Source organism: Streptomyces gilvosporeus (assembly GCF_002082195.1).
Classification (GTDB): Bacteria; Actinomycetota; Actinomycetes; order Streptomycetales; family Streptomycetaceae; genus Streptomyces; species Streptomyces gilvosporeus.
This window is the reverse complement of sequence record NZ_CP020569.1, coordinates 140,675-162,997: the sequence shown is the minus strand read 5'-3', so window position 1 is coordinate 162,997 and position 22,323 is coordinate 140,675. Positions and strand designations below refer to the sequence as shown.

Sequence of the window (22,323 nt, the reverse complement as noted above, 5' to 3'; positions counted from 1 at the left end):
AACCGAGCGTAGGAACCTCACACTTACGTCAAGGTCAAGCGGCCGTCAGAGATCAGTACGGCGGGCCTCTCTCAGGTAGGCGTCGAGTGCCGCCTGCTGATCGCTGAGAACGGCAATGCGAGCAGCGAGCCGATCGCGATAGCCCTGCACCTCGTGCAGGAACTCCGCACACACCACCTCGGTGCCGGCATCGGATCCGTCAGTGAGGCCGGGCAGGACTTCCCTGATCAACCTCACGGGCAACCCGGACTCCAGCAGCGACCGGATGACAAGCACCCGATCGATCGTGGACTGGCAGTAGTCACGGAACCCATTGCTGAAACGCCCAGGGACGATCAAGCCCTCGTCCTCGTAGTGCCGCAACGACCGCGCACTCACACCGCTGATTCTGGAAGCCTCGCTGATCTTCATACCTGCAGCCAACGTCCAGCCGCACCGCAATCTTCCGGCACTCGCTGCGACGAGTTGAAGACCTGCTCAGGCGTCAACAACCCGATGTCCCGCAACAGCTAACCGGTGCATCGAACTCCAGGCGCAGGGTGCTCCCGTAGGCCGCTGATGCCTGCTCAGCGAAGGCCGCCTCGGGACGGTCGTCGTCGGTCCAGACGGCGGTGGCTCGATAGTCGTATCCGTCCTGCCGACCGCGCTCGAACTGGAACGAGACCTTCTGCCCCGAACTGAGCCAGCGGTAGCCACTCATCAGTACGCTGCCGAAATGGGCCCAGCAGCCGCCTGGGGTGGTGTCGGAGCCGATGACTCCCCAGCCCTCCTCGCTGTGCCACTCCCGCACAATGCCTATGGCCCTCATGAGATCAGTGTCGCATCTGGCCGTGGCGACGCGCTGCTCAAACTGCTTCCGACTTGCCGCATCCGGCAAGAGCTACGTATCTCAACGACGTTACTCGTACCTGTACTTGAGCGTGTCCGCCTCTGCCTGCTCGATGTCAGCGATCGTCAGCTCCGGCTTCCGCAGCTGGGCCAGCGTCACCTCGGCCGAGGTCGGCTGGGCGTCCGCCGACAGCCACTGTTCCGGATTCCAGGCCGCGCCGCGCAGGAGCGCCTTGGGGCAGTGCGGGTAGACCTCCTCGATCCCCAGCACCAGCGCACTGGCCGGCGGCTTGCCGACGGCGGTCAGCTGCGACAGCAGCTCCGGGCGGGTGGAGACGCAGGCCCGGCCGTTCACCCTGAGCGTCGTGGTGCGCCCCGGTATGACGAACAGCAGCCCGGCCCGTCCGGTGGCGATGACGTTCTGCAGGGTGTCCAGGCGCTTGTTGCCGGTCGCGTCCGGTATCGCCACCGTCCGTGCGTCCAGGACGGCGACGAACCCGGCGGGACCGCCGCGCGGGGAGACGTCACAGTGACCTTCGGCGTTCGCGCTGGCAATCAGGACCAGCGAGGAGCAGCCGATCAACCGCTGGGTCTGCTCGGTGAGTTCGGTCATTTGCTTGCGCATGGCCGCGTCGCTGGGGAGTCCGTAGGCCCGGCGCAGCGTCTCGTGGTCGCGTACGGCGTCGAGGCGGAGCGAGTCGAATGCACTGCTGGCAAGGGGTGGCGTCATGCCTCCGACCTTATGGGGCCGACCTGCGATTGATCTTGGTTGGGGGGTGAGTGCGGGGGCGCAGACGGCCGCGCGAGTTGTCCGGCGCGTGAAGACACAACAGGCCCGCGCGGCGGCCCTGTCCCATCCTGCCTTTCGCGGGCTGTCGCGCCACCATCTGGGCGAGTTGGTCGCGGAACGCGCGCCGCGCTGGGTGGCGCGCTGTGAGTCCGGGCGCCATGAGCGACGTGAGGGCGACCGTCGGCGGAACGCGGGGGCCGGGCCGAAGTACGAACTCCGACACCACCGTTTCCGCAGATCCCCCGTTCCCGTTGCGGACGCCGTTCTGCCGTTCTGCCGTTGTCCGGAAACGCACCGCCACGGTTTGTGCCCGGCAACGGCGGGCCAGGACACTGCACATGACCGATCAGCGTACGGAGACGACGGAGAGCAGACCGAGAGCAGCGGCAACGGGGACAGGAGGGACAGGGGCCGCGGCAGCCGCGCGTGCGTACTACGACAGCAGCGACGTGGATGCCTTCTACGACAGCATCTGGGGCGGCGAGGACATCCACATTGGTATCTACGCACACGAACGCGAGCAAGTCCGGGCGGCTTCGCGCCGCACCATAGAACACGTCGTGGCCAAGGTCGCCCATCTGCTGGGCCCGGGGCGCAGGGTCCTCGACCTGGGTTCCGGCTACGGTGGCGCGGCTCGCTACCTGGCCGAGCACTTCGGCTGCCGGGTGACCGCGCTCAACATCAGTGAACAGCAGAACCGGCGCCACCGCACGACCAACGCCGAGCGCGGCCTGGACGGGCTGATCGAGGTCGTCACCGGGTCCTTCGACGACATCCCCTTCCCCGCCGAGCACTTCGACGTCGTCTGGTCCCAGGACGCCCTGTGCCACAGCGGCGACCCGGGCAGAACGCTGGGCGAGGTGGCTCGGGTGCTCGGGCCGGAGGGCGAGTTCGTCTTCACCGACATCATGGCGGCCGACGACACGCCCGCCGAGGCCATCCGGCCGCTGCTGACGCGGCTGGCCGCGCCATCACTGACCACGCCAGGCCACTACCAAAAGCTGCTGCCCCAAGTCGGCCTGGCCAAGGTGGAGTTCGAGGAACTGAGCCAGCAGCTGCGCAACCACTACACCCGGCTGACCGAGGAGGCGCGGCGATACCACGCCGAGCCGGACGGGGCGATCAGCCCCAGCTATCTGGCCCGGGTGCGCGAGAACCTCCCGCTGTGGCAGCGGGCCTGCCGCGACGGCCTGCTGGTGTGGGGGATCTACCACTGCCGCCGGTGAGCCACCGATGGGGAACGATCCACGAGCCCAGGTCGCGGAGTGGCTGGTAGGACAAGGGTCGGGCGGGCGGACCAGGTTCAGGACGGCTGATGAGCCTCAGTCGTAGAGGCTTCCGCCTGCTGCCGATTGAGCTTCTCCAAGACGAGGTCGCGGAGAAGTTCGTACTCCTCACGGAGCCTGCGCCACTCGGTCACGGGCGGACGGGGGATCACGATGCCGCCCGCGACGATCTCGTCGGGCCTGAACTGCTCGCGGGTGAGGTCGATCTCGATACCCATGCCCAGGCGGTTCCACCAGTGGTAGTCCACGAACTCTCCGTTGACATGGACCTCGCCCCGGATCAATTCCCCTCCCAGCAGGTCATTGAGCACCATGGCGGTCACGCCGCACTGGTCCCGGGCCGGATTGTCCTTCGTCCATCGCGATCGAAATCCAGGCGTGCACGTCTCGGCACTCCAACTGCTGCGAACGGCTTGCTCGATGTCGGTGAGAAGCAATGGTGTCATGCCGGCGATCCTGCCAGCAGGCACTGACAACGGCTGGATGCTGACAGACACGACGCCACCGGCCGGGGAGACACCGTGCTGACGGTCCTCATGCACCAGCAGCTTCGGCACCGGAGCGCCAGCATGACGACCACGGGCACCACGGGCACCGCGGGCGACGTTGACCGCGGCTGTGGCCCCGCCTGCCGGGCCCGCCACCAGCCGCGGGCCGCGCGGACAGATCATCCGCGCTCGCCCGGCGTCCGCGCGGTCAGGGCAGCCCGGCGGGAGCGGAGGACCTCGTTCAGCAGAGGGATCAGTGACACGACGACGATCACCGCGACCAGCGGCAGCAGGTAACGGTCGACGTTCGGGATCGCGGACCCCAGTGCGTACCCCGCCAGCGTGAGGCCGACGCTCCACACCAAGCCGCCGATCACCTGCCACACGGTGAACGTCCGTGCCGGCACGCCCAGGGCGCCCGCCATCGGATTGAGCACCGTCCGCACCACCGGAACGAAGCGGGCCAGCACGACCGCCTTCGCGTGTCCGTATCGCTCCAGCAGCTCCTCGGCCCGCTGTGCTCCCTCGTGCAGCCGCTTCGAGCTGCTGCGGGCGAGCAGCGCCCCGCCCGCTCTCCGGCCGAGCACGTACCCGCACTGCGCGCCGGCCAGCGCACCGAAGGCCGCGGCGACCAACAGCGGTCCCAGCGAGAGCTGCACGGTCCGGTCGGCCGTACCCGTACACAGCAGACCCGCGGTGAACAGCAGTGAGTCACCGGGGAGGAAGAAGCCGACCAGCAGCCCGGTCTCTGCGAACATCACCACGCCGACGCCCAGTACGCCGAAAGCGGCCAGCAGCGACCGGGCGTCCAGCACATTGACGGCCAGTTGTGAGGCGAGGTGCAGCGGTGTGGTCATCGGCGTCGGGCCTTCCTAGGAGTGACGACAAGCAGGGAGACGGTTCGTGGACTGGAGACGAGGGGTGAGCGAGGAGTGCTCCGGTGCCTAACGGTTGTCAGTGGTCTGGGGCACTGCCACCGGCAGGGTGAACGTCAGGGCCCTCGGAGCTGCCGGGCCACCCGTGGTCACACAGTCGGCCGACCTCGTAACCCCGCCGCTCGCATGTGTCGAGTATGCGGGGGAGGGCGCCCAGGGCCGAACGCCAGGCGCCGGGGGCGGAGGTGCAGTCCGAGTCGTGAAGCAGGACGGTGCCACCGCCGTCCAGGTCGGAGACCACCGTGCGGTGGACCGACCCCGGTGTGGCCCGAGCCGTCCAGTCCTCGCCCCAGCAGGTCCACAGCACCGGGGTGCATCCCAGGCGCCGGGCCGCCACATGGGCGGTGGTGGACATGACGCCGTAGGGAGGGCGGAAGAGCGTGGGCCGGCCGCCGGTGATCGCGGCGACCGTGTCGCGGGCGCGGGCGAAGTCGTCGTAGGTCGCGCGCGGGCCCCGTAGCAGCAGGGGCCGGTGCAGCCAGCCGTGGATGCCGATCTCGTGGCCCGCGGCGGCGATCTCGCGCACCAGGCCGGGGGAGCGGTGAGCCTCGCTGCCGAGCAGGAAGAAGGTGGCGCGCACGCCGCGCCGTTCGAGCAGGCGCAGGAAGAAGGGCGTGGACAGGGGGTCGGGTCCGTCGTCGAAGGTGAGGGCGACGTGGTCCGGTCGGCCGCGGCCGGAGAGGCGGGGCATGATGCGGTTGCGCAGCGGGCCGAAGGTGGAGATGACGGGAGCCGAGTGGAGGGCCGCGAGTGCGGTGGCGGCCAGGGCGGTCGCCCGCAGCGGACGGGGCGTTGTCATGAGTGGTGTCCTTCCGCAGCGCGGTCGTGGCCGGGTACGAGGCTGTCCGGGGCGAGGCCGTGGCCGACGGCGTGCCGCAGGTCGGGTGCGTCGTACGTCGTCGCGACCCCGGACCCCACGGCGCAGGCCCACACCGCGCAGGCCACCGCGCCGGTGACCGCGAGCCGCCGCGGGCGGGTGCGGCGTGGTGCGACGGGTTGCGGGGCCAGGGGCGGCGGACCCGAGCGGTGGACGCGGCCTATTTCGGCCGCCGGGCCCTCGTCCGAAGACTGCGCGAACAGGGCGAGCCCCGCCGCCCGCTGCCGCAGTCCCAGCGGACCGTCGACCAGGTCGTACAGCACGCCTTCGAGGTCGGCCGGGTCGCGGATCCAGGCGGCGACGCCCGCCTCGTCCAGGGCGGCGGCGTTGGTCAGGCCGTGTCCGGGTATGCAGCGGTAACTGGCCACGGGCAGGCCCGCGGCGAACGCCTCCAGGGAGGTCAGTCCCCCCGCGTTCTGGACGAGGACGTCGGCCGCGTGCATCAGGCCGGGCATGTCGTCGACCCAGCCGTAGGCATGCTCGATCCCGTCCGCGCTCAGCTGCCGGGCCAGTGCTTCGTTGCGGCCGCAGACGACGACCGGGACGACGGCTCCGCAGTCGCGCAGCTCGCGCGCCACCTGCCGGACGGGCCCGACACCCCAGGACCCGGCGACGAGCAGGGCGAGCCGGGCGTCGTACGGCAGCCCGAACCTGGCCCGGGCGCGGTCGCGTTGCCGTGTGCCGCAGGGGCGGAACCGGGGGTCGGCCACGGGTCCGCACACCCGCACGTCCCGGGCTCCGGCCTCTCGTGCCTGGGCGGCGGGCACGGCGTGGGCCGCGAGGTGGACGTCCACGCCGTCGGCCACCCACAGCGGATGCACGGAGAAATCGGTCAGGTAGGTCAGGACCGGGGCGGTCAGGCGTCCGGCGAGGCGCAGGTTGCCCAGGACCCGGCTGGCTCCCGGGTAGGTGGAGACGACCGCGCCGGTGCCGGGGTGCAGGGCGCGCAGCACGCGGTCCTCCGCGGCGCGGAGCAGGGCGCGTGCCGCGGGGCCGCCGCCACCGGCGCGCTCAGTGCCGGCGTAGATCCGCTGGTAGGCCCAGGGTGCCCGGACGAGCATGCGGTGGTAGCCGTCCCGGACGGCCCGGCCGAGTCCGGCGGGCAGCAGGTCCAGCAGGTCGTACCGGTCGACGGCCAGCCCGTCCGCCGCCAAGCGGCGCTCCAGCTCGGCGGCCGCACCGTCGTGGCCGGCACCGACGCTCGCCGAGACGATCGCGACCCGGTCCGAAGACATCGCGACCGTGCGGGGCGCCGGCAGAACGTCCGCAGTGGTGCGGCGCGGAAGCGTGAGTCCGGGATTGGCCATGGGTTTTCCTCTGCGCAGATGGGAGGACACGTGGGAAGGGGAGGCGGCAGGGGGCAGGGAAGAACACGCGCAACTACAAGTTGTAGTAGTTGGCCTTCAAGTCCCGGAGCTTACCTCCTACAACTAGTAGAAGGTCGATGGGTAGCCTGTCCGAACGCAAAGCGACGGAAAGAGGAACGGTGCACCACCCCAGGGACGACGAAGCCGGCGGAGCAACCGGCAGGAGGGCCCGCGGCGAACTGGAGAGCAATGTGCTCGCCGCCCTCTGGTCTGCCGACGGCCCGCTGACCGCACGACAGGTCCTGGAACGCCTGCCGGGCGATCTGGCCTACACCACCGTCCTGACGATCCTGTCCCGGCTGTACGACAAGGGCATGCTCGTCCGGCACCGCGAGGGCCGCGGGTACGCCTACGAGCCGGCCCGCGACGAGGCGTCCCACACCGCACAGCGCATGCAGTCGCTGCTGGAAGGCGGCTCCGACCGCGAGGCGGTGCTGACCCGTTTCGTGTCCCAGCTGTCCGAACGGGACGAGCAACTGCTGCATCAACTGCTGTCCGGGCATGACGGCCGCGACGGCGCAGGGCACTCCGGCGACGGGAAGTGAGCTGGTGCTGATCAGCGTCTACATTCCGCTGGCCGTCACGGCCGTGCTGACCGTGCTCGCGCCACGGCTGTCGCGCCGGCTCGCCCCGCGTTCCGCGGCGTGGGCCCTGGCCTGCGCCGCGCTGGTGACAACGGTCGGCTGGACGGGATCGCTGGCCCTGCTGGCGTTCACCGCAGTCGCCCAGATCCCCCAGGTGGCGGCGGAGGGCCACTGGTCGATACCCGCGCTACGGGCCGAGGACCCGGTCCACCTCGCCGTCGCGGTCGCCGGCGCCCTCGTCCTGGCAGTCGGCGGCGTCTCCCTGATCCTCGCCGCCGCACGACAGGCACACCACCTCCTGTGGGCCCGGCGCGAGTGCGCCCGGATGCCCGGCGACAGCGAGCTGACTGTCGTCGACGACGACACTCCGCAGGCGTTCGCCCTGCCCGGTGCGCCAGGACGGATCGTGGTGTCACGTGGCATGCTGCGCTGCCTCGCCGACGAGGAGCGCGAGGCTCTGCTGGCACACGAAAGAGCCCATCTCCGCAGCCGGCACCACCTCTTCCAGACTCTGTGGCGGCTCACCGCGGCCGCCAATCCGCTGCTGCGGCCACTGGCCGACGCGGGCGGCTTCGCCCTGGAGCGCTGGGCCGACGAGGAGGCCGCGGCGCAGGTCGGCAGCCGAAGGATCGTCGCCCGCGCTGTCGGACGAGCCGCCCTCGCCTCCTCGTCCCACGCATCGCGCACTCCGACGCTCGCCGTCACCGGCGGCCCGGTTCCCCAACGGGTCCAGGCCCTGCTGGCCCCGCCCCCGCCCCGCCGCACCCTCCCGATCGCTGGGGGCGCCCTGCTACTGGCCCTGTGCTGCGCCGGCCTGGCCAACGCCGCATCCGACAGCGACCAGATGCTCGACGACGCGCAACGGGTGCTCTGCGCAGCATCGATCACGCACACGAGCGGCGCACCGCGACCTGAAGGTTTCCACCACGGGCAGGATGTCTGCTGCGAGCGCCGCATACGGGGTGAGCGCGCAGAGCGTCACGAGTAACCGGAGGGTTCCGTTCCGGACGAAGTCACGGAAAACTGTGGTGCAGTTGTCGGCGGACCGGCGACGGTGGCAAATCTGGACAACGATCCTGCACTTCGGTTCCTACACGGGTCGCCGTCGCCCGTGGGTTTCCTGCTTCATCGCCGACTGCCCGCCCGGAGAACTCCGTTGAGGTCTTACACCAGCTCCACAGGCTGTTTCGCCCTGGCGGCGAAACGGCTATCCCTGCCCTGCTCCGCAGGAGTCCGTTTCCTCTCCGCCCTGAACGGCGGAGTATCCACGGAGGTAACCCGATGACTTCAGACTCAGACTCTGCCCGCCCCAGATGGTGGTCTGCGCTTCGAGGTGTTGTTCTCTTCTTGCTCGCCGCCGGGCTGGGCTCCCTCGCATACTCGGTGGTGACGCATCGGCCGGGCGGTATCCCTTGGGGCGGGATGCTGTTCGGGGCGCTGGTGTGCGGATCACTCAGCGCCCTGTTCCCTGGGCGGCGTCGGCGCTGACTCTCTTCGCGACCCGGCCAGTGCATCAGACTGCGACTGAGAGCGGGCGTCCGCCGGCCGGTCAGGAGAACCCGGCTGGCGGCCCACCTACAAGGAGGCCGGCCGGAACACGCCGGAAACATGCCGTTCGACCTTGAGGGCGTGGCCGGGAGGTTCTGAACCTATGCCGGCTCGGGTCGTTCCGGGTTCGGGACGAAGGCGGGCAGCGCGGCAAGGCTGTGGCGCACGGCCTCGCCCCCGTACTCGAACATCTGCCGCTCGTAGCTGTCGACCGCGGCGAGAAGATCTTGATGGCCCTCGGCGGCCTCGATGAGGCAGCGGCTCAGCAGGTCGGCATCGCGCAGGGCGGTGTTCGCACCGTTGCCGCCGGTCGGAGAGGTGGCGTGGATAGCGTCACCGAGCAGCGTGACCGGACCGGACGCCCAGCGCTCACCTGGCTCGACCACCCCGATGGACAGCAGGGTGCTGTTGTCCGGGTCGGCCTGTTCGATGAGCGCCCGCAGGTCTGGGTGCCACCCCTTCATCCTGGACAGCGCGGCCTCCTGTGCCGTCGAGGTGCCGAGAAAGCCGTTCGACGGGAGGATCATGGCCCAGCGCACGTAGTCCTGGATGTCGGGGAGCGTTACTTCGGGTGCCAGTTTCTCCGCCGCTTCCTTTGGCGGAATGGGGAACCGCATCGCCCCGAGCAACAGACTCACTCCGCCCCCGACGATCTTCCCGCCGTAGGCCCGGGACAGATCGGCGAACTGCTCCGTCATCGGCGTGCGGCCGATGACGAACCGAACGCCGGTGTCCCGCGGGTTGGTCTGCGGCGTCAGCACCCGGCGAACCGCGGAGCCGACCCCGTCCGCCCCGACGAGCAGATCAGCGGTTGCCGGATCGCATTGCGCGAACCGGGCTTCGACCCTGCCGTCGTCCAACACGTCGTAACCGGTCAGCGCGGCCCCGGTGTGCACAGTGAGTCCGGTCAGCAGCAGATGCCGGAGTACTTGCCGGTCCACCACGATCCCACTCCGTGCAGGGCCGAGTTCGCCGATCTTGTTCAGTTGGGCGTCCAGGGCCAGTCGCTCGACGTAGGCGTCACTGACGACCGCGTCCAGCAGCGGGTGCCAACGCTGTGGCAGACAGCCGCGCAGCGCCTCGAATCCGACCGGATCCAGTACGAGCCGGTACCCCTGAAATCGTGCGGTGATCGCTGGGTCCCGCTCGTACACGTCGACGTCGATCCCGGCACCACGCAGCCCCTGCGCCAAGCACAGACCCCCCAGACCGGCCCCGATCACGGAAACGCGCATCACACACCTCCTGAACCGACTGTCCGAACCTTGCTCAGGACCCGAGCAGGGGACGCCAACCACGCGTACGGACACGAACTTAGTTCGTCATTTACGAACTAAGTTCTACGAGACGAACTTAGTTCGTGTCAAGCTATAGTGATCGGTATGCCCTCCGATCCCCGGCAGCGCCGAGCAGCTCGCCACGCCCCGCCCGCTGGGGAGCCCTCAGCGGCGTCCCCACGCAAGAAGCCCCTCACGGTCGACCGGATCACCGACGCCGCCCTGCAGGTCGTGGCCACCGAGGGCTACGACGCACTGACCATCCGTCGAGTCGCCGCGGTCCTCGGCACCGGCCCATCGTCGCTGTACGCGCACATCGTCGGCAAAGAGGACATCGACGATCTGCTCGTCGGCCGGCTCTGCTCCGAGGTCGTGCTGCCCGAACCGGACCCGGCCACCTGGCGCAGGCAGATCCTCGACGTGTACGCACAGATCCGCGACCAGTACCTGAAATACCCCGGAGTCTCCCGTGCCGCGCTGGGCGTAGTCCCGACCAACCTCTCCACATTGCGCGTCAGGGAAGGGCTTTTGGCGATCCTGCTCGCCGGCGGAATCGAACCGCAGAACGCCGCCTGGGCGCTCGATGCTCTGTCCCTCTACGTCAGCGCCTACGCCTTGGAGCAGTCGCTGGTCCAGCAGCGGCGCAGACACCCGGACCAGGAATGGGTCCTCGGCCGCGAGGAGTTGATCCGTCGGTTCACCGCGCTGCCGGCCGACACGTTTCCGCAGACCCGACGCTATGCCGCTGAGCTGACCTCCGGCACCGGACACGACCGGTTCGAGTTCACCCTCGGACTGATCATGGACAACCTCACCCAGCTCTAGCTGACACCGGCATGCTTCAAGATCATCCTCTGGCTCCTTTTGGGCTTATCTCGGCGATCCCCCGGCAACGTCCGCGCCCGTTTGGATTGCCGAAGGCGGCCCTTCAGGTGATTGAGGGCCCCCTCACAAGCCGGGCAGCCGTCGCGCGGGTACGGCGTCCCAGGAAGCCCAGGCCCGGAATTCCATGAGGAGATCAGCCATGTACGCAGCAGTCCGGCGGTACGAAGGGGTGACCGATCCGGTCGAGACGGGGCGCCTCGTCAGCGAGGGGTTCGTACCGCTCATGCGTCAAGTCCCCGGATTCGTGGCGTACTACTGGATCGACGCCGGGGACGGCGTGATGATCTCGACCAGCGTCTTCCAGGACCAGGCCGGCGCAGAGGAATCGATCCGGCGAGCGGCGGACTTCGTGCGGGACAACCTCGCGTCACTGCTCCCCAACCCTCCCCAGCTCACCACAGGTGAGGTGGTGGCCTCCGCGTGACAGCCGAGGCCACCATTCAGCGGGGGCAGGAGAAGCAAACCGAGGTGCGCACGGCCAAGCCCCGGCCGGTGAAGGCTGGCCTTCCGCATATCCGGTGTCAGATCGTCAGGGCCTCCGCTGGCAGGAACCGGGCCGGTGGCGCTTGGTGCGGCAGTATGAGAGCGGCTGATGCCGTCAAAGTGGTGGCGATGTCGGGCTGTTGACGCTCCGTCATGCGCATACAGTCATCACCAAGACCGGACTCGGCCTACAACCGCCGTAACCTCAGCCGTCAAAAATCTCTGGCGGTTGGCGGTGCGGCCGTCGTACGTCGGGGGCTCTCATGTCCCGCTGGATGCCCTCTGAGCGACGCCGTTCGGGAACGAGTGGTGGAGCGTGTACCGCTTGAAGCCGAGGGCGCCGGTGGCGTGGGTGGCGGCGGCCGCGTCATGCGAGGCGGCATCTGTCCATTCCGTGACGATGACCGCGCGCCCGCCGTCTGTTGTTGGCTGGCCGTCCGTGGTGAGGTGGATGTGGGCCGCGAGCAGGCCGGGCGCCGGTCTGACCGTGGCCTCTACCTCGTCAGCCACCGTCGTGGTCACCACGAAGACGCCGGGGTGAGGTCCCGCGTCGTGAACCAGGCTGCTGTGGAGGCGGGTGCGGTTGAGCCCGGGACGTTCGATACCGGGCACGAGCGTGTCGATACGGCTGACCATCTCGGAGCGGTGCGCGCGGGCCCACGCCAGGTGGTCCTCATCACTGGTCCACTGGGCGTAGAACAGGAGGCTGGCGCCATCCGTCGAGAGGAACATGTGCTGGGCGAGGCGCGCGGAGGGTTTCTCGCCCGCTGCCCACTCGTCGATCACCGCGTCAGCCACCGCGTGCGAACGCTCGGGGGTGCCGGTGATCCACTCGCTGATCAAAGCTGTACCGGTGTCGGCGTGGATGAGGTCGCTGAAGTGCGTCATGGCATCGACTCTCACACCTCAACTGCACTTTAGGTCAAGGCGTTCGCGCGAGGCATGTTGCTTTCGTATGCCCCTTCGTGCGGGGGCCTGGAGTGCGCCGTACCCGTCGGCGAAGGCCGGTTCCGATGCTGGGTCCACTGCGCCCATGCGGCACGCAGTGCCGGTGCGTCGCATCGTCATGCCGCGACCGAGTGGGCCCGCCCCCCGCCCCGCCTCGGCGGCCGGACCGTCCGGGGTGGGGTGGCGGGTGCGGTCCGCGGCGTGTGCGGGACCGGACGACCGGCTGCGCGCGGTCACTTGCCCCGTGGGTCCCGTAGCAGCCGTTCGAAGGTGACGGGGAGCCGTTCCGGGCCGCGCAGGATGGCGTTTTCGCGGTAGGGCGGTGGGTCGGCGGCCAGGCGGGGAGAGTCCAGGCGGCGGGCGAGCGCGGTCAGGGCGATCTGGGCCTCGGCGCGGGCGAGGGTGGCGCCGATGCAGTAGTGGATGCCGCCGCCGAAGCCGAGATGGGCGTTGTCGGCGCGGTCGGGCAGGAACCGGTCGGGGTCGGTGAAGCGGCGCGGGTCGCGGTTGCCGGAGGCCAGGAGCAGGCGGATGCGTGAGCCCTTGGGGATGGTGGTCCCGGCGATGTCGATGTCGGCCAGGGCGCTGCGTCCGGACATCTGCACCGGCGGGTCGTACCGCAGCACCTCCTCCACCAGTGGCGTGGCCAGGTCGGGGTCGGTGCGCAGCCGGGCGAGGAGGTCGGGGTGGCGCAGCAGGGCGAGGGTCCCGTTGGCGATGAGGTTGACGGTGGTTTCGTGACCGGCGATGAGCAGCAGGCCGAGGGTGACACGGAGGTCGATGGCGTCCATCGGTCCGTCGGGGCTCTGGCCGTTCATCAGGCCGGCCAGCAGGTCGCTGCCGCCGTCGGCGTTGTGCCGTGCGATCAGCCCCTCAAGGTACTCCACCAACTCGGCGCGTGCCTGCTGGAGTTCGTGTATCTCCTTCTCGGTCTGGGTGTCGACGGGGTCCAGGCCGCGGGTCAGGCGGCGGGCGAGAGAGCCGAAGAGGCGCTCGTCCTCGCGCGGTACGCCGAGCAGTTCGCAGATGACGGTGACCGGCAGCGGGTAGGCGAGGTCGGCGACCACGTCCAGCTGTCCCGGCTGCTCGCTGGTGTGCGCGTCGAGCAGCTCGGTGACGAGGGCGTCGATGTGGTCGCGCATGCCCATGATGCGCGGGATGAACTGCTGGGTCACCGCCTGGCGCAGCTGGTCGTGGCGGGGCGGGTCCTCCATCAGCAGGCTCTTGCGGATGGGCTGCTGTTGCGGGTTGAGGCGGTCGGCGCTGATCCGCGGGTCACGGAGCAGCAGGCTGATCTCGCGGTGCCCGGTCGCCAGCCAGGATCCGTCGGCCATCTGTACCACCGGCTGTTGCAGCAGCTGCTCGTAGGCGGGGTAGGGGTCGGCGCGGTTCTCGTAGCGCAGGGCGTGGGCGAACAGCTCCGTGGGGGAGTGCTGTTGCTGGATGGTTGAGGTCATGGTGTGGCTTCCTCACTCGTGTCTTTCACTCGTGTCCGGCCAGGACGGACGGAACGGAGGGGAGGGACGGGACGGATGGGCTGGACTCGGTGGGCGGGGTGGACTGGAGAGGCGGGGCAAGCGGCGCGGCCGGGGCGGGCAGGTGGCCCGGTGACGGGTCGGCGGTCCGGGGGACGGCGGCCGGGGCGGTGCCAGGGAAATCGGCGTCGAGGGGTTCGAGCCGGTCCGGCCCGTCGGTGGCGTTGAGCACCGGCGGGAAGGGCGCTTGGGCCTCGATCAGCGCCGCGTATCCGTCCAGCACGCGGGGCGCGTCCACCGCGACGACGGCGACCAGGCGCCCGCGCTGCCCGTATGCGGCGACGAACTGGCGCTGGTCGAGCGCGCCTTGGGTGACCACGACCTGGTCGGCGAGGGCGGGCAGCCCCAGGCACTTGAGGTTCATCCCGAACTGGTTGGACCAGAACGCCGGCAGCGGCCGGTGGTCGCGATGTTCGCGCGGCGGGTGGGTCATGTTGTGGGCGGCGGTGCGGGCCTGGGCGACGGCGTTGTCCCAGTGGTCCAGGCGCAGCAGCTGCCCGGGGTAGAGCGGGTGCGGCCAGCGGGCGATATCGCCGGCGACGAAGACGTCCGCAAGCGGGCTCCCGTCGTCGGTCAGGGCCCGGCAGGACGCGTCGCACGCCACCCCGCGGGCGTCGGCGGCCAGCCCGGAGCCGGCCAGCCACTCGGTGTTGGCCAGGGCGCCGGCGGCGACGACGGCGACCTCGGCCGTCACCACCGTGCCGTCGGAGAGGACCGCGCGCCGCAGTCGGCCGTCGGCATCGCCCTCCAGGGCGTGGACGGTGGTGCCGAGGCGCAGGTCCACCCCGGCGTCGCGGTACCAGCGGGCCGCGGCGCCGCCGATCACCCCGCCCAGCGCGCTCGCCAGGGGGGCGCCGCTGCGCTGGGTCACGGTCACCTCGATGCCCAGGTCGCGGCAGACCGAGGCGACCTCGCCGCCGGTGAACCCGGCGCCGATGACCAGCACCCGCTGCGGTCCGGCTGCCAGCGCAGCGCGCAGCCGGTCGGCGTCGTCGCGGGAACGCAGCAGGTGCACCCCGTGCAGGGCGCCGCCCCGCTCCGTCGGCCAGGGCCGGGACCGGGTTCCGGTGGCTATCAGGAGCCGGTCGTAGCCCACCTGTCGCCCGTCGGCCAGCGTCACCGTGCGGGAGCGCGTATCGAGGCCGTCGGCGCGGGTGCCGAGCAGCCATCGGGCGTCGATGTCGCGAAGGCGGGGCAACTCGGTGTGGTCGCTGGTCAGCCAGCCGGACAGCACCGCCTTGGACAGTGGCGGGCGGTCGTAGGGCGCGTACGGCTCGTCGCCGATGAGGGTGAGCTCGCCGGTGAACCCCTCGTCCCGCAGCGCCTCGGCGGCACGCAGTCCGGCCAGGGAGGCGCCGACCACGACGATGCGCTCGGCGGCGGTCACCGCATCGGGGGCGGTCACCGCACACGCTCCGGTACCAGGGGAGCGGGCTCGGTCACCAGGGGTGCGGGCTCGGTGGCTCTGCCCAGGGCGATGGCCTGTACGGGGCAGGCCGCGGCGGCCCGCTCGACCTCGCGGCGGGTGTCGGCGGCGGGCGCGTAGTCGTACTCCAGCGCCTCCTCGCCGTGGAACCGGAAGACGGCCGGTGCGGCGTAGACGCACTGCCCGTAGCTCTGGCAACGGTTCAGGTCCACGACCAGTCGGAGCCCGCCGGGCGGGGGCTGGGGGGAATCGGCCGGGCCGGGGGAGTCGGCCAGGTCGGGGGAATCGGTGGGGTCGGCGGATTCCGTGAGGTCGTCGGGCTTTGTCAGATCCGCGTGGGCCCGTTCGGCCGGCTCGGCGGCATCAGCGGCATCAGCGACTCCGGCGGAATCAATGGCTCCGGTGAGCATGTCTTCGCTCTCCTCCCAGGTCGGTGGGGGTGCGGCGGCGCTATCGGTGATCGACAGGGGCCTGGGCCGGCCCTCTCACTCCTCGATCACGACTTCCGATCGCAATCGCCATTCAAATAGTAACCACTATTCGAACTGTACACGCTATCTGAGAATTGACATAGTCCTCACTATGCGAATAGCCTCACCAACATGAGTGCCGAGCAGGACGAACCCGTACGCCAGCGACTGACCCGCGCCGAGGCCAAGGCCCGCACCCGCCGACTGCTGCTGGATGCGGCGGCCCGCGTCTTCGCGCGGAAAGGGTTCGCGGGGGCCTCGGTGGAGGAGATCGCCGAGTCCGCCGGCTTCTCCATCGGCGCGCTGTACTCGAACTTCGGCGGTAAGGAAGCGCTCTTCCTGGAGCTGATGGCCGAACGCGGTCTGGGCCGCGTCGCCGAGGCCGCCCAGACCCTCGACCGGCACGAGGCCGGCACCGGAGAGGCCGCCGCCGAGCTGGGGCGCCTGCTGGTGGACGTCGCCGACAAGGACACCGACTTCGCCCCACTCCAGGCCGAGTTCTGGCTCTATGCGGTGCGCAATCCGCAGGTCCTCGACACCATGGCCGCCGCGCTCCGCGAACCGCGCCAGGCGCTGGAGGGGCTGATCGACACCTGGCTCGCCGAGCAGGGCGCGCCCGCCGACGCCCCCGCCGATGCCGTGGCCACGGTGGTGGCCGCACTGTTCCAGGGGCTGGTGCGCCTGCGACGGGTCGACCCGGACAGCGTCCCCGAAGAACTCTTCGGCCAGGCCCTGGTCTGGCTGTTCGCCGGCATCCATGCCGGCGCCGCCCCCACAAGTGGTCCCGACCAGAACTGACCGGCCACGACAGGAACCTCGTCGCGCGCACCCCCTACTGCTCGCTCCGTTCCTCCGCCCCCGTTCCTCCTGCCGGAAGCCGCCTACATGAACCCGCACATGTCACAGCGCCCTCCTGCCCCCGGAGGCATCCGCAGGGTCTACGCCCTGGTCGGCATCGTCCTCGCCGTCATGTGGGTGGGGGAGACCACCGAGCCCGCATGGGCCCACGGGCTGCGTACCGTCGTCCTCCTGCTGACCCTGCCGCCGCTGCTGCTGCCGGCCAACCGCCGCCTCACCGCCGCATTCCACACCGCCGCGCGCCCCGGCCCGGCACTCGCACGACTGATCGCCGTCCGCGTCCTGATCGTCACGGCGGCCCTCGCAGCCAACGCGCTCCTCGGGCACCTGCTGGACCCGCACTCCGGCCACGCGCTCCGCGCGCTCGCAGTCCGTGTGCTGTGCGTCCTGCTGACCATCCCGCTCCAGATCCGCGCCGCCCACCGGTCACGCGCCCGGGGCGTCCACCCCTCGGCCCGCCCCACGCTGTCCGCGCCCCGCGTGATCGGCGCCAAGCTGACCCTGGTCACGGCCGCCCTGCTGGCCCAGCTCCTGCTCAACCCCTACATGGCCAACGCCCAGTTGGCCATCGCCGCTGCCCTCGCCGTCACCGTGACCGCGCTGGGCCCCGCAATCCACGCTCGGCTGCTGATCGCCCCTGCCGCCGGCCCTTCGGCCGACCCGGCCGCCCAGGAGCGGAGCGAGGCCCGCGCCACGACCTGAAACGGGCCCCCTGCGCCACGGCTGTTGGCCCGGCCCCCTTACAGGACCCGGATGAGCGGCTCATGCCGGATGGGGAAGTTGACCGAGCGAGCGATGAAGCACACCGCATGGACTTCGCCATGCAGTGTGCGCGCCTTGTCCGCCATCGACGCCTCGGCAACGGTCACCTCGGGGCGCAGTACGACCTCGGTGATCTGGCCGCCCCCGCCGCTCGCGTCCATGGTCATGACCCCGTGAGCACGGTCTTCATAGTCGACAACCGTCACCCCGCCGACGGCGCAGAGGTGGAGGTACCAGAGCATATGACACTGAGCAACCGAGGCCACCAGCAGTTCCTCGGGATTCCAGCGGGATGCGTCCCCGCGAAAGGCCGGATCGGAAGAGGCCGCAATGGGCGTCTTCCCCGTCGCCAGGACCTCATGCGCGCGGCTGAAGGAACGGTAACTCTCCGTACCCGAGCCGAGGTTGCCGGTCCATTCAATCGCTACGTCGTAGGTGTGCGTCTCCGTCATACGGCCAGGATAGGGAGCGGCCGACTCCACTCGACCGGCGACATCATGCCCGCAACCTCAGTAATGTTCGGTGCTTGTTGAGAACGTGCGGGCGCCTGCGGTCGGTGGAGTGCGGTCGGCCGTATGGCCGCGTCGGGGTGGAGATCGGGGTGGAGGTCGTGCTGGAGGGCGCATGGGCCGGGAAGCTCCCGTTCGATTAGGACTTCGCGTCGCTGATGTTGCCGGAGCTGCCGCGTTGTACCGAGGGCTCGGTTTCCAGCAGGTCGGTTTCGTGCCAGGCCCCGAGGGCCAAACGGTCATGGTGATCTTGCGGCGTGGAGACGTACAGCTCCTTGTGGATGCTCTGACAGGGCTGCCGTTTCCCGACAGCGAGCGGGAACGGCAGACGAAGGCGGGGCCGCGCGGGCTCGGCGTGGTGGTGGGTCTGGAAGTCGAAGACGTGGACGCTGTCGCGCGCTACTGCCGGTCAGCGGGCTGCCAGATCACCACCGAACCGGCCGATGCTCCATGGGGTGAGCGGTACTGCGAATGCGTGGACCCCTACGGATACTGCTGGAAGTTCTTCCGGCTCCTGCCTCAGCAGTACGGTGACGGCCTTGATGCCGTCCACGAGAGCTGGTTCGGACCTGCCGACGAGAGGAACGTCGCCGACGGGACCCACCGGTGACAGCAAAGGGGCAGGTGCGAGATTTCGGAGGAGGAACGGTGAGCGGGACCTGGGCAGGAGTGCGAGAGCGCGTGCTCGCCCTACGGAACGCGCCGCGCTGGTGGGTGGTGTCAGGCGCCGATTTCCCCGGATACGGCCACAACTTCGAGCTGCTGCCCGTCCTCACAGCGGACCAGCTGCGGGCCGTAGAGCGGTGGCTCGGCACCGAACTTCCCGAGGAATACCGCACGTTCCTCCTTCAGGTGGGCGCGGGCGGCGCGGGCCCCGACTACGGGCTGTTCCCGATGCAGCCGCCCGGACCCGACACTCCTCCAGCCACCGGCCACTGCGCGCTGCCCTTCCGTCCCGAACTCACCGCCGAGCTCGACGCGCACGAGTGGGCGGAGCCCCGGCGAGCCGACTTCCCGGACGACGATGCCTTCGCCGCCGCCTTCGCCTCCTGGGATGCCCGCCACGGCGAGCTGTATGAGGCCCTGAGCGAGGGCACCCTGTGCATCAGCTCCCAAGGCTGCGCGTACTACACCCTCCTCGTGGCCACAGGCCCCCAGCGCGGCACCATATGGGAGGACGTACGTACCGTCGGTGAGGGAGTGGTACCGGTCGAACTGCGTGGTAAGCCGGGACACGTGTCGTTCGCGGAGTGGTATCTCAACTGGCTCGAACACGCGGAACGCCGCGCCTGGGACACGACGACCGCACCCCCGCCACGCCTCCAGTTCACCTCCGACCGGAGGCAGGAACCGTCCCGCGAGGCCGCGAACTCAGATGGAGGCATCGCACGTCAGCCACCCGGCAGTGCCTAGGCTTCCACCATGAACGACACCACACGAGGCATACGGATCAGACCGGGCAGCCTGGCCGACGCACCGGCCATTTTGGACATGCTCGACTCCGCGGTGGTCTGGATGAACGATCGCGGCAACACCGAGCAGTGGGGCACCACACCGTACTCGCAAAAGCCCGGCGGCGTGGCACGGGTCGAGCGGTATACGACCGAGAATGCCCCGTACATCGCGGAGCTGGACGGGACACCCGTCGGAGCCCTCGTGCTGGACTCCGGGCCCAGCCCGCAGATGCCGATCGCGCCGGCCGCGGAACCCGAGCGGTACGTCCGGCTGCTGGTCACCGACCGACGGCACGCCGGTCTGGGCATCGGGGCAGCGCTGCTGGCCCATGCCGCCGAGGAGACCCGTCGGGCCGGCGTGGAACTGCTGCGAGTCGACTGCTGGGCGGGTGGCGGCGGACTGGTCGCGTTCTACGAGCGCAACGGTTTCACCCGCACCGAACCTTTCCTGTCCGGGGCCTGGCCGGGACAGGTGCTGGCCAGGCGGGTCGGCTGACGGTGCGGGAGATCACCGCACCGACGTGGTGCCCGATCACGAGCTGCCCCCTGAGGCAGACGACGAGGGGGCCTCGGCCGCCGAGGACAGCTGACGCTTAGGGTCGCCTCCATGACGAGGACCACGCCGCCGCGCCCGCTCGATGTCGAGGGGCTCTTCCCGGAGTTGGCCGCTTACCGCGGAACGACCACCCGGCTGCACCCGCGGCCGGGCAGCCCGGACGTGTCGTCCAGTTCCGTGGGCGGGCCCCTGCTGTGGCCGGCGGACGAACCGTGGCCGGTGTGCACCGAGCCGCATGCGCGCGGGACCGGCCGGCGTCCCACGGACATCCACCGGGAGCGACAGGTCCTCGCACACGCCTGGGACCGCGACCCGGACTCGGGCCCCACGGAACAGGAGCGGGCCCTCCTGGTGGAGCTGTCGCGGCGGCACCGCGTCGCGGGGGTGGCCGACACCGACCCGCTGCCGATGATCGGCGTTGCCCAGCTCTACCGACGCGACCTCCCCGACCTGCCGGCCGGCCCCGACGGCTGCGACCTTCTCCAGGTGTTCTGGTGCCCCTTCGACCGGCACGGCAGGACCGGGCACGGCATGTCGCTGGACCTGCGCTGGCGCCGTTCCTCCGAGGTCGCCGAGGTCCTTGCCGTACCACCCAGCCCGGAGGTCGTGGGCTCCACGGGGTACGTACCAGAGCCCTGCGTGCTGCACCCGGAACAGGTGGCCACATATCCGTTCGCCGGCCTGCTTCCCAAGGACTTGTGCGCCCGGATCGATGCCTGGGAGGAAGCCCTTGAGGAGGAGGTGCTTGAGGGGGAGGCGCTTGAGGGGGAGGCGCTTGAGGAGGAGGCCGAAGGCGCGGCGGACGCCGACGCGCCCGAGCCGCCCGCCTACCAGTACGACCTGTCCATTCCGCCCGGCTGGCGCGTCGGAGGGTTCGCGTCGTGGCACCTGACCGACCCCGCTCCCATGAACTGCCGGGCCTGCGAGGCACCGATGGACCTGCTGCTGACGATCGACAGCCGGGAGTGGGACGGCGGCAGCGGCAGCTGGAAACCACTTGAGGAACGTGACCTGCCCACACACCGCTGCGCCTTGCCGACCGAGGTCACCGTGGGCCGCTGGGGTCAGCTGAATATCTTCGCCTGCCCCGCCGACCCCTCGCATCCGCACCGCTGGAGCATCCAGTAGGCCGTGGGCTCATGAGTCCCGTCCTCTGGCTCTTGGCCGCCGGCCCTGGAGCCTGCCCGGCGGATCTTCGTGGCGGCCGGCCGTCTACGCTGAGGCGGCCACCTCTGGCCACCTCTGGCCATCTGGCCACCTGGCCACTGAGCCCCGTCAAGGAAAGACCAGTTGACTCCGCATTCCCTCGCGTTCTACGTGGACGTGGTCACCACCGGAACGGTGCTCGGCGCCAAGCCGACCGACAGTCCCGACCAGGTCACGGCGATCCTGGGTGCCGACTTCGCCGAAAACTCCTTTGACGACCACAACATGTGGCGCGACTACGGAATAGCCGAGTTCTTCTGGGTACGACAATCGCCGGACCACCCATGGGAGGGCCACCACTTCACCCTGCAGGTGCATCGGCTCTCGTACTGGGGCGGCAGCATCGTCAACGGGGCGCTGCGCGAGCGATACGGCCGCTTCGACCGCCATCTCCGGTTCGACAAACTGGAGCGGCTGCTGGCGAAACGCGGTGTGCACCTGGAGGACGTCCCGGACGCGAACGCTCCGGCCTTCACCCGGCACTGGCAGCCCGCTTCACAGGTGTCCCTCATGGTGTTCCGGGCCCATGAGAAGGGGGAGCGCCGACGCGGCACCGACCGTGTCGGCGACGTGTATGCCGTCTCTTCCCCGATGAGCGCCGAGGCGGTGGCTTGGCACCGGGAGCGCTACGGTCGTCAGGACGCCTAGGTTCTTCCTCCCGTCGGCAAGGTGAAGCCCCCAAAACATCGACACTTCCGGGTGTCGGGAATGCGGCACCGGCTCCGTCCCAGGGGTACCAGTAGCCAGAACGGACTGCGCGACGAAGAAGGAGCACCCCGTGACGATTCAGCGGATGGACAACGTAGGCATCGTGGTCGACGACCTGGAGGCTGCCATGGCCTTCTTCACCGAGCTCGGCATGGAGCTGGAAGGCGAAGCGCAGATCGAGGGAATCTGGGCAGACCAGACGGTCGGCCTCGACGGGGTCCGCAGCGCCATCGCGATGATGCGCACCCCGGACGGCCACGGCAAGCTGGAGCTGACGAAGTTCCACACCCCCACGGCGATCACTGCCGGTCCGCGCAACCCGCCACCCAATACTCTGGGCCTGCACCGTGTCATGTTCGCCGTCGACGACATCGACGACACCATCGCCCGACTGCGCCGCCATGGCGCCGAACTTCTCGGCGAGGTGGGGCAGTACGAGAACCTCTACCGACTCTGCAACCTCCGCGGCCCCTCGGGAATCATCGTCGCTTTGGCCGAACGGATCGGCTAGGTTCTGCCTCTTTGGTCAGCGTCGGGTCCAGA

26 protein-coding genes are annotated in these 22,323 nt (G+C 70.0%); 13 read left to right on the top strand and 13 right to left on the bottom strand.

Annotated elements, in window-relative coordinates; genetic code table 11:
- Nucleotides 1-45: 45 nt before the first annotated feature.
- The 3 genes from B1H19_RS00870 to B1H19_RS00860 all read right to left on the bottom strand — a co-directional run bounded on the left by B1H19_RS00870 (nt 46) and on the right by B1H19_RS00860 (nt 1,558).
- A complete protein-coding gene (locus B1H19_RS00870) occupies nt 46-411 on the bottom strand; it encodes a MerR family transcriptional regulator (protein ID WP_083102370.1) in 366 nt (121 codons plus the stop codon).
- Nucleotides 412-484: 73 nt separating this feature from the next.
- Complete coding sequence (locus B1H19_RS00865) at nt 485-808, bottom strand: S1 domain-containing protein (RefSeq protein WP_083102369.1); 324 nt, start codon at nt 806-808, stop codon at nt 485-487.
- A gap of 90 nt (nt 809-898) precedes the next feature.
- Nucleotides 899-1,558, bottom strand: a complete 660-nt coding sequence (locus B1H19_RS00860; RefSeq protein WP_083102368.1) for an MSMEG_1061 family FMN-dependent PPOX-type flavoprotein — start codon at nt 1,556-1,558, stop codon at nt 899-901.
- Between the two features lie 398 nt (nt 1,559-1,956).
- Between B1H19_RS00860 and B1H19_RS00855 the strand changes: the two genes are divergently transcribed.
- Complete coding sequence (locus tag B1H19_RS00855; protein WP_083102367.1) at nt 1,957-2,844, top strand: SAM-dependent methyltransferase; 888 nt, start codon at nt 1,957-1,959, stop codon at nt 2,842-2,844.
- Between the two features lie 77 nt (nt 2,845-2,921).
- On the opposite strand, the gene B1H19_RS00850 is transcribed toward B1H19_RS00855, so the two are convergent.
- The 4 genes from B1H19_RS00850 to B1H19_RS00835 all read right to left on the bottom strand — a co-directional run bounded on the left by B1H19_RS00850 (nt 2,922) and on the right by B1H19_RS00835 (nt 6,511).
- Nucleotides 2,922-3,350: a YunG family protein gene (locus B1H19_RS00850; RefSeq protein ID WP_083102366.1), complete on the bottom strand. Its 429-nt coding sequence runs from the start codon at nt 3,348-3,350 to the stop codon at nt 2,922-2,924.
- A 221-nt stretch (nt 3,351-3,571) separates the two neighbouring features.
- Entirely contained in the window at nt 3,572-4,249 is a 678-nt protein-coding gene (locus B1H19_RS00845) for a DedA family protein (RefSeq protein ID WP_083102365.1), read from the bottom strand.
- A 97-nt stretch (nt 4,250-4,346) separates the two neighbouring features.
- A complete protein-coding gene (locus tag B1H19_RS00840; protein ID WP_083102364.1) occupies nt 4,347-5,126 on the bottom strand; it encodes a polysaccharide deacetylase family protein in 780 nt (259 codons plus the stop codon).
- The gene (locus tag B1H19_RS00835; protein WP_203237062.1) at nt 5,123-6,511 is read right to left on the bottom strand and encodes a glycosyltransferase; all 1,389 of its coding nucleotides are present in this window, start codon (nt 6,509-6,511) and stop codon (nt 5,123-5,125) included. Before B1H19_RS00835 ends, B1H19_RS00840 begins: the two co-directional genes overlap by 4 nt.
- 179 nt (nt 6,512-6,690) lie before the next feature.
- On the opposite strand from B1H19_RS00835, the gene B1H19_RS00830 reads away from it, so the two are divergent.
- Both B1H19_RS00830 and B1H19_RS00825 read left to right on the top strand, forming a co-directional pair.
- Nucleotides 6,691-7,116, top strand: a complete 426-nt coding sequence (locus B1H19_RS00830) for a BlaI/MecI/CopY family transcriptional regulator (RefSeq protein WP_237288985.1) — start codon at nt 6,691-6,693, stop codon at nt 7,114-7,116.
- Complete coding sequence (locus B1H19_RS00825) at nt 7,073-8,143, top strand: M56 family metallopeptidase (RefSeq protein ID WP_237288984.1); 1,071 nt, start codon at nt 7,073-7,075, stop codon at nt 8,141-8,143. The genes B1H19_RS00830 and B1H19_RS00825 overlap by 44 nt, the downstream gene beginning before the upstream one ends.
- Nucleotides 8,144-8,804: 661 nt before the next feature.
- Here B1H19_RS00825 and B1H19_RS00820 read toward each other — a convergent pair.
- The gene (locus B1H19_RS00820; protein ID WP_083102362.1) at nt 8,805-9,938 is read right to left on the bottom strand and encodes an FAD-dependent oxidoreductase; all 1,134 of its coding nucleotides are present in this window, start codon (nt 9,936-9,938) and stop codon (nt 8,805-8,807) included.
- A 147-nt stretch (nt 9,939-10,085) separates the two neighbouring features.
- Between B1H19_RS00820 and B1H19_RS00815 the strand changes: the two genes are divergently transcribed.
- On the top strand, nt 10,086-10,805 hold the full coding sequence (locus tag B1H19_RS00815; protein ID WP_083109344.1) for a TetR/AcrR family transcriptional regulator: 720 nt from the start codon (nt 10,086-10,088) through the stop codon (nt 10,803-10,805).
- Nucleotides 10,806-11,004: 199 nt separating this feature from the next.
- Nucleotides 11,005-11,289, top strand: a complete 285-nt coding sequence (locus B1H19_RS00810; RefSeq protein ID WP_083102361.1) for a hypothetical protein — start codon at nt 11,005-11,007, stop codon at nt 11,287-11,289.
- Nucleotides 11,290-11,609: 320 nt separating this feature from the next.
- On the opposite strand, the gene B1H19_RS00805 is transcribed toward B1H19_RS00810, so the two are convergent.
- From B1H19_RS00805 to B1H19_RS00790, 4 genes are all read right to left on the bottom strand, one after another.
- Nucleotides 11,610-12,236, bottom strand: a complete 627-nt coding sequence (locus B1H19_RS00805) for an antibiotic biosynthesis monooxygenase (RefSeq protein ID WP_083102360.1) — start codon at nt 12,234-12,236, stop codon at nt 11,610-11,612.
- A 293-nt stretch (nt 12,237-12,529) separates the two neighbouring features.
- The gene (locus B1H19_RS00800) at nt 12,530-13,753 is read right to left on the bottom strand and encodes a cytochrome P450 (RefSeq protein WP_083102358.1); all 1,224 of its coding nucleotides are present in this window, start codon (nt 13,751-13,753) and stop codon (nt 12,530-12,532) included.
- A 25-nt stretch (nt 13,754-13,778) separates the two neighbouring features.
- On the bottom strand, nt 13,779-15,236 hold the full coding sequence (locus B1H19_RS00795) for an NAD(P)/FAD-dependent oxidoreductase (protein ID WP_237288983.1): 1,458 nt from the start codon (nt 15,234-15,236) through the stop codon (nt 13,779-13,781).
- A complete protein-coding gene (locus B1H19_RS00790) occupies nt 15,233-15,667 on the bottom strand; it encodes a ferredoxin (protein ID WP_083102357.1) in 435 nt (144 codons plus the stop codon). Before B1H19_RS00790 ends, B1H19_RS00795 begins: the two co-directional genes overlap by 4 nt.
- 192 nt (nt 15,668-15,859) lie before the next feature.
- Here B1H19_RS00790 and B1H19_RS00785 point away from each other — a divergent pair, with 192 nt between their 5' ends.
- Nucleotides 15,860-16,525 carry a TetR/AcrR family transcriptional regulator gene (locus B1H19_RS00785; protein ID WP_083102356.1) on the top strand — a complete coding sequence of 222 codons (666 nt, stop codon included), beginning with the start codon at nt 15,860-15,862 and terminating at the stop codon, nt 16,523-16,525.
- Between the two features lie 99 nt (nt 16,526-16,624).
- Nucleotides 16,625-17,287: a hypothetical protein gene (locus tag B1H19_RS00780; protein ID WP_159027911.1), complete on the top strand. Its 663-nt coding sequence runs from the start codon at nt 16,625-16,627 to the stop codon at nt 17,285-17,287.
- Nucleotides 17,288-17,325: 38 nt separating this feature from the next.
- On the opposite strand, the gene B1H19_RS00775 is transcribed toward B1H19_RS00780, so the two are convergent.
- Nucleotides 17,326-17,799: an OsmC family protein gene (locus B1H19_RS00775; protein WP_083102352.1), complete on the bottom strand. Its 474-nt coding sequence runs from the start codon at nt 17,797-17,799 to the stop codon at nt 17,326-17,328.
- Nucleotides 17,800-17,971: 172 nt separating this feature from the next.
- Here B1H19_RS00775 and B1H19_RS00770 point away from each other — a divergent pair, with 172 nt between their 5' ends.
- From B1H19_RS00770 to B1H19_RS00745, 6 genes are all read left to right on the top strand, one after another.
- Nucleotides 17,972-18,466: a VOC family protein gene (locus B1H19_RS00770; RefSeq protein WP_083102351.1), complete on the top strand. Its 495-nt coding sequence runs from the start codon at nt 17,972-17,974 to the stop codon at nt 18,464-18,466.
- 38 nt (nt 18,467-18,504) lie between these two features.
- Nucleotides 18,505-19,269: an SMI1/KNR4 family protein gene (locus B1H19_RS00765; protein ID WP_159027910.1), complete on the top strand. Its 765-nt coding sequence runs from the start codon at nt 18,505-18,507 to the stop codon at nt 19,267-19,269.
- Between the two features lie 9 nt (nt 19,270-19,278).
- The gene (locus B1H19_RS00760) at nt 19,279-19,806 is read left to right on the top strand and encodes a GNAT family N-acetyltransferase (protein ID WP_083102348.1); all 528 of its coding nucleotides are present in this window, start codon (nt 19,279-19,281) and stop codon (nt 19,804-19,806) included.
- A gap of 111 nt (nt 19,807-19,917) precedes the next feature.
- Complete coding sequence (locus B1H19_RS00755) at nt 19,918-20,994, top strand: hypothetical protein (RefSeq protein ID WP_083102346.1); 1,077 nt, start codon at nt 19,918-19,920, stop codon at nt 20,992-20,994.
- A gap of 162 nt (nt 20,995-21,156) precedes the next feature.
- The gene (locus B1H19_RS00750; protein ID WP_083102345.1) at nt 21,157-21,720 is read left to right on the top strand and encodes a hypothetical protein; all 564 of its coding nucleotides are present in this window, start codon (nt 21,157-21,159) and stop codon (nt 21,718-21,720) included.
- Between the two features lie 130 nt (nt 21,721-21,850).
- Nucleotides 21,851-22,291 (top strand): VOC family protein, encoded by a 441-nt coding sequence (locus tag B1H19_RS00745; protein ID WP_237288982.1) that lies wholly within the window; start codon nt 21,851-21,853, stop codon nt 22,289-22,291.
- Nucleotides 22,292-22,323 lie beyond the last annotated feature (32 nt).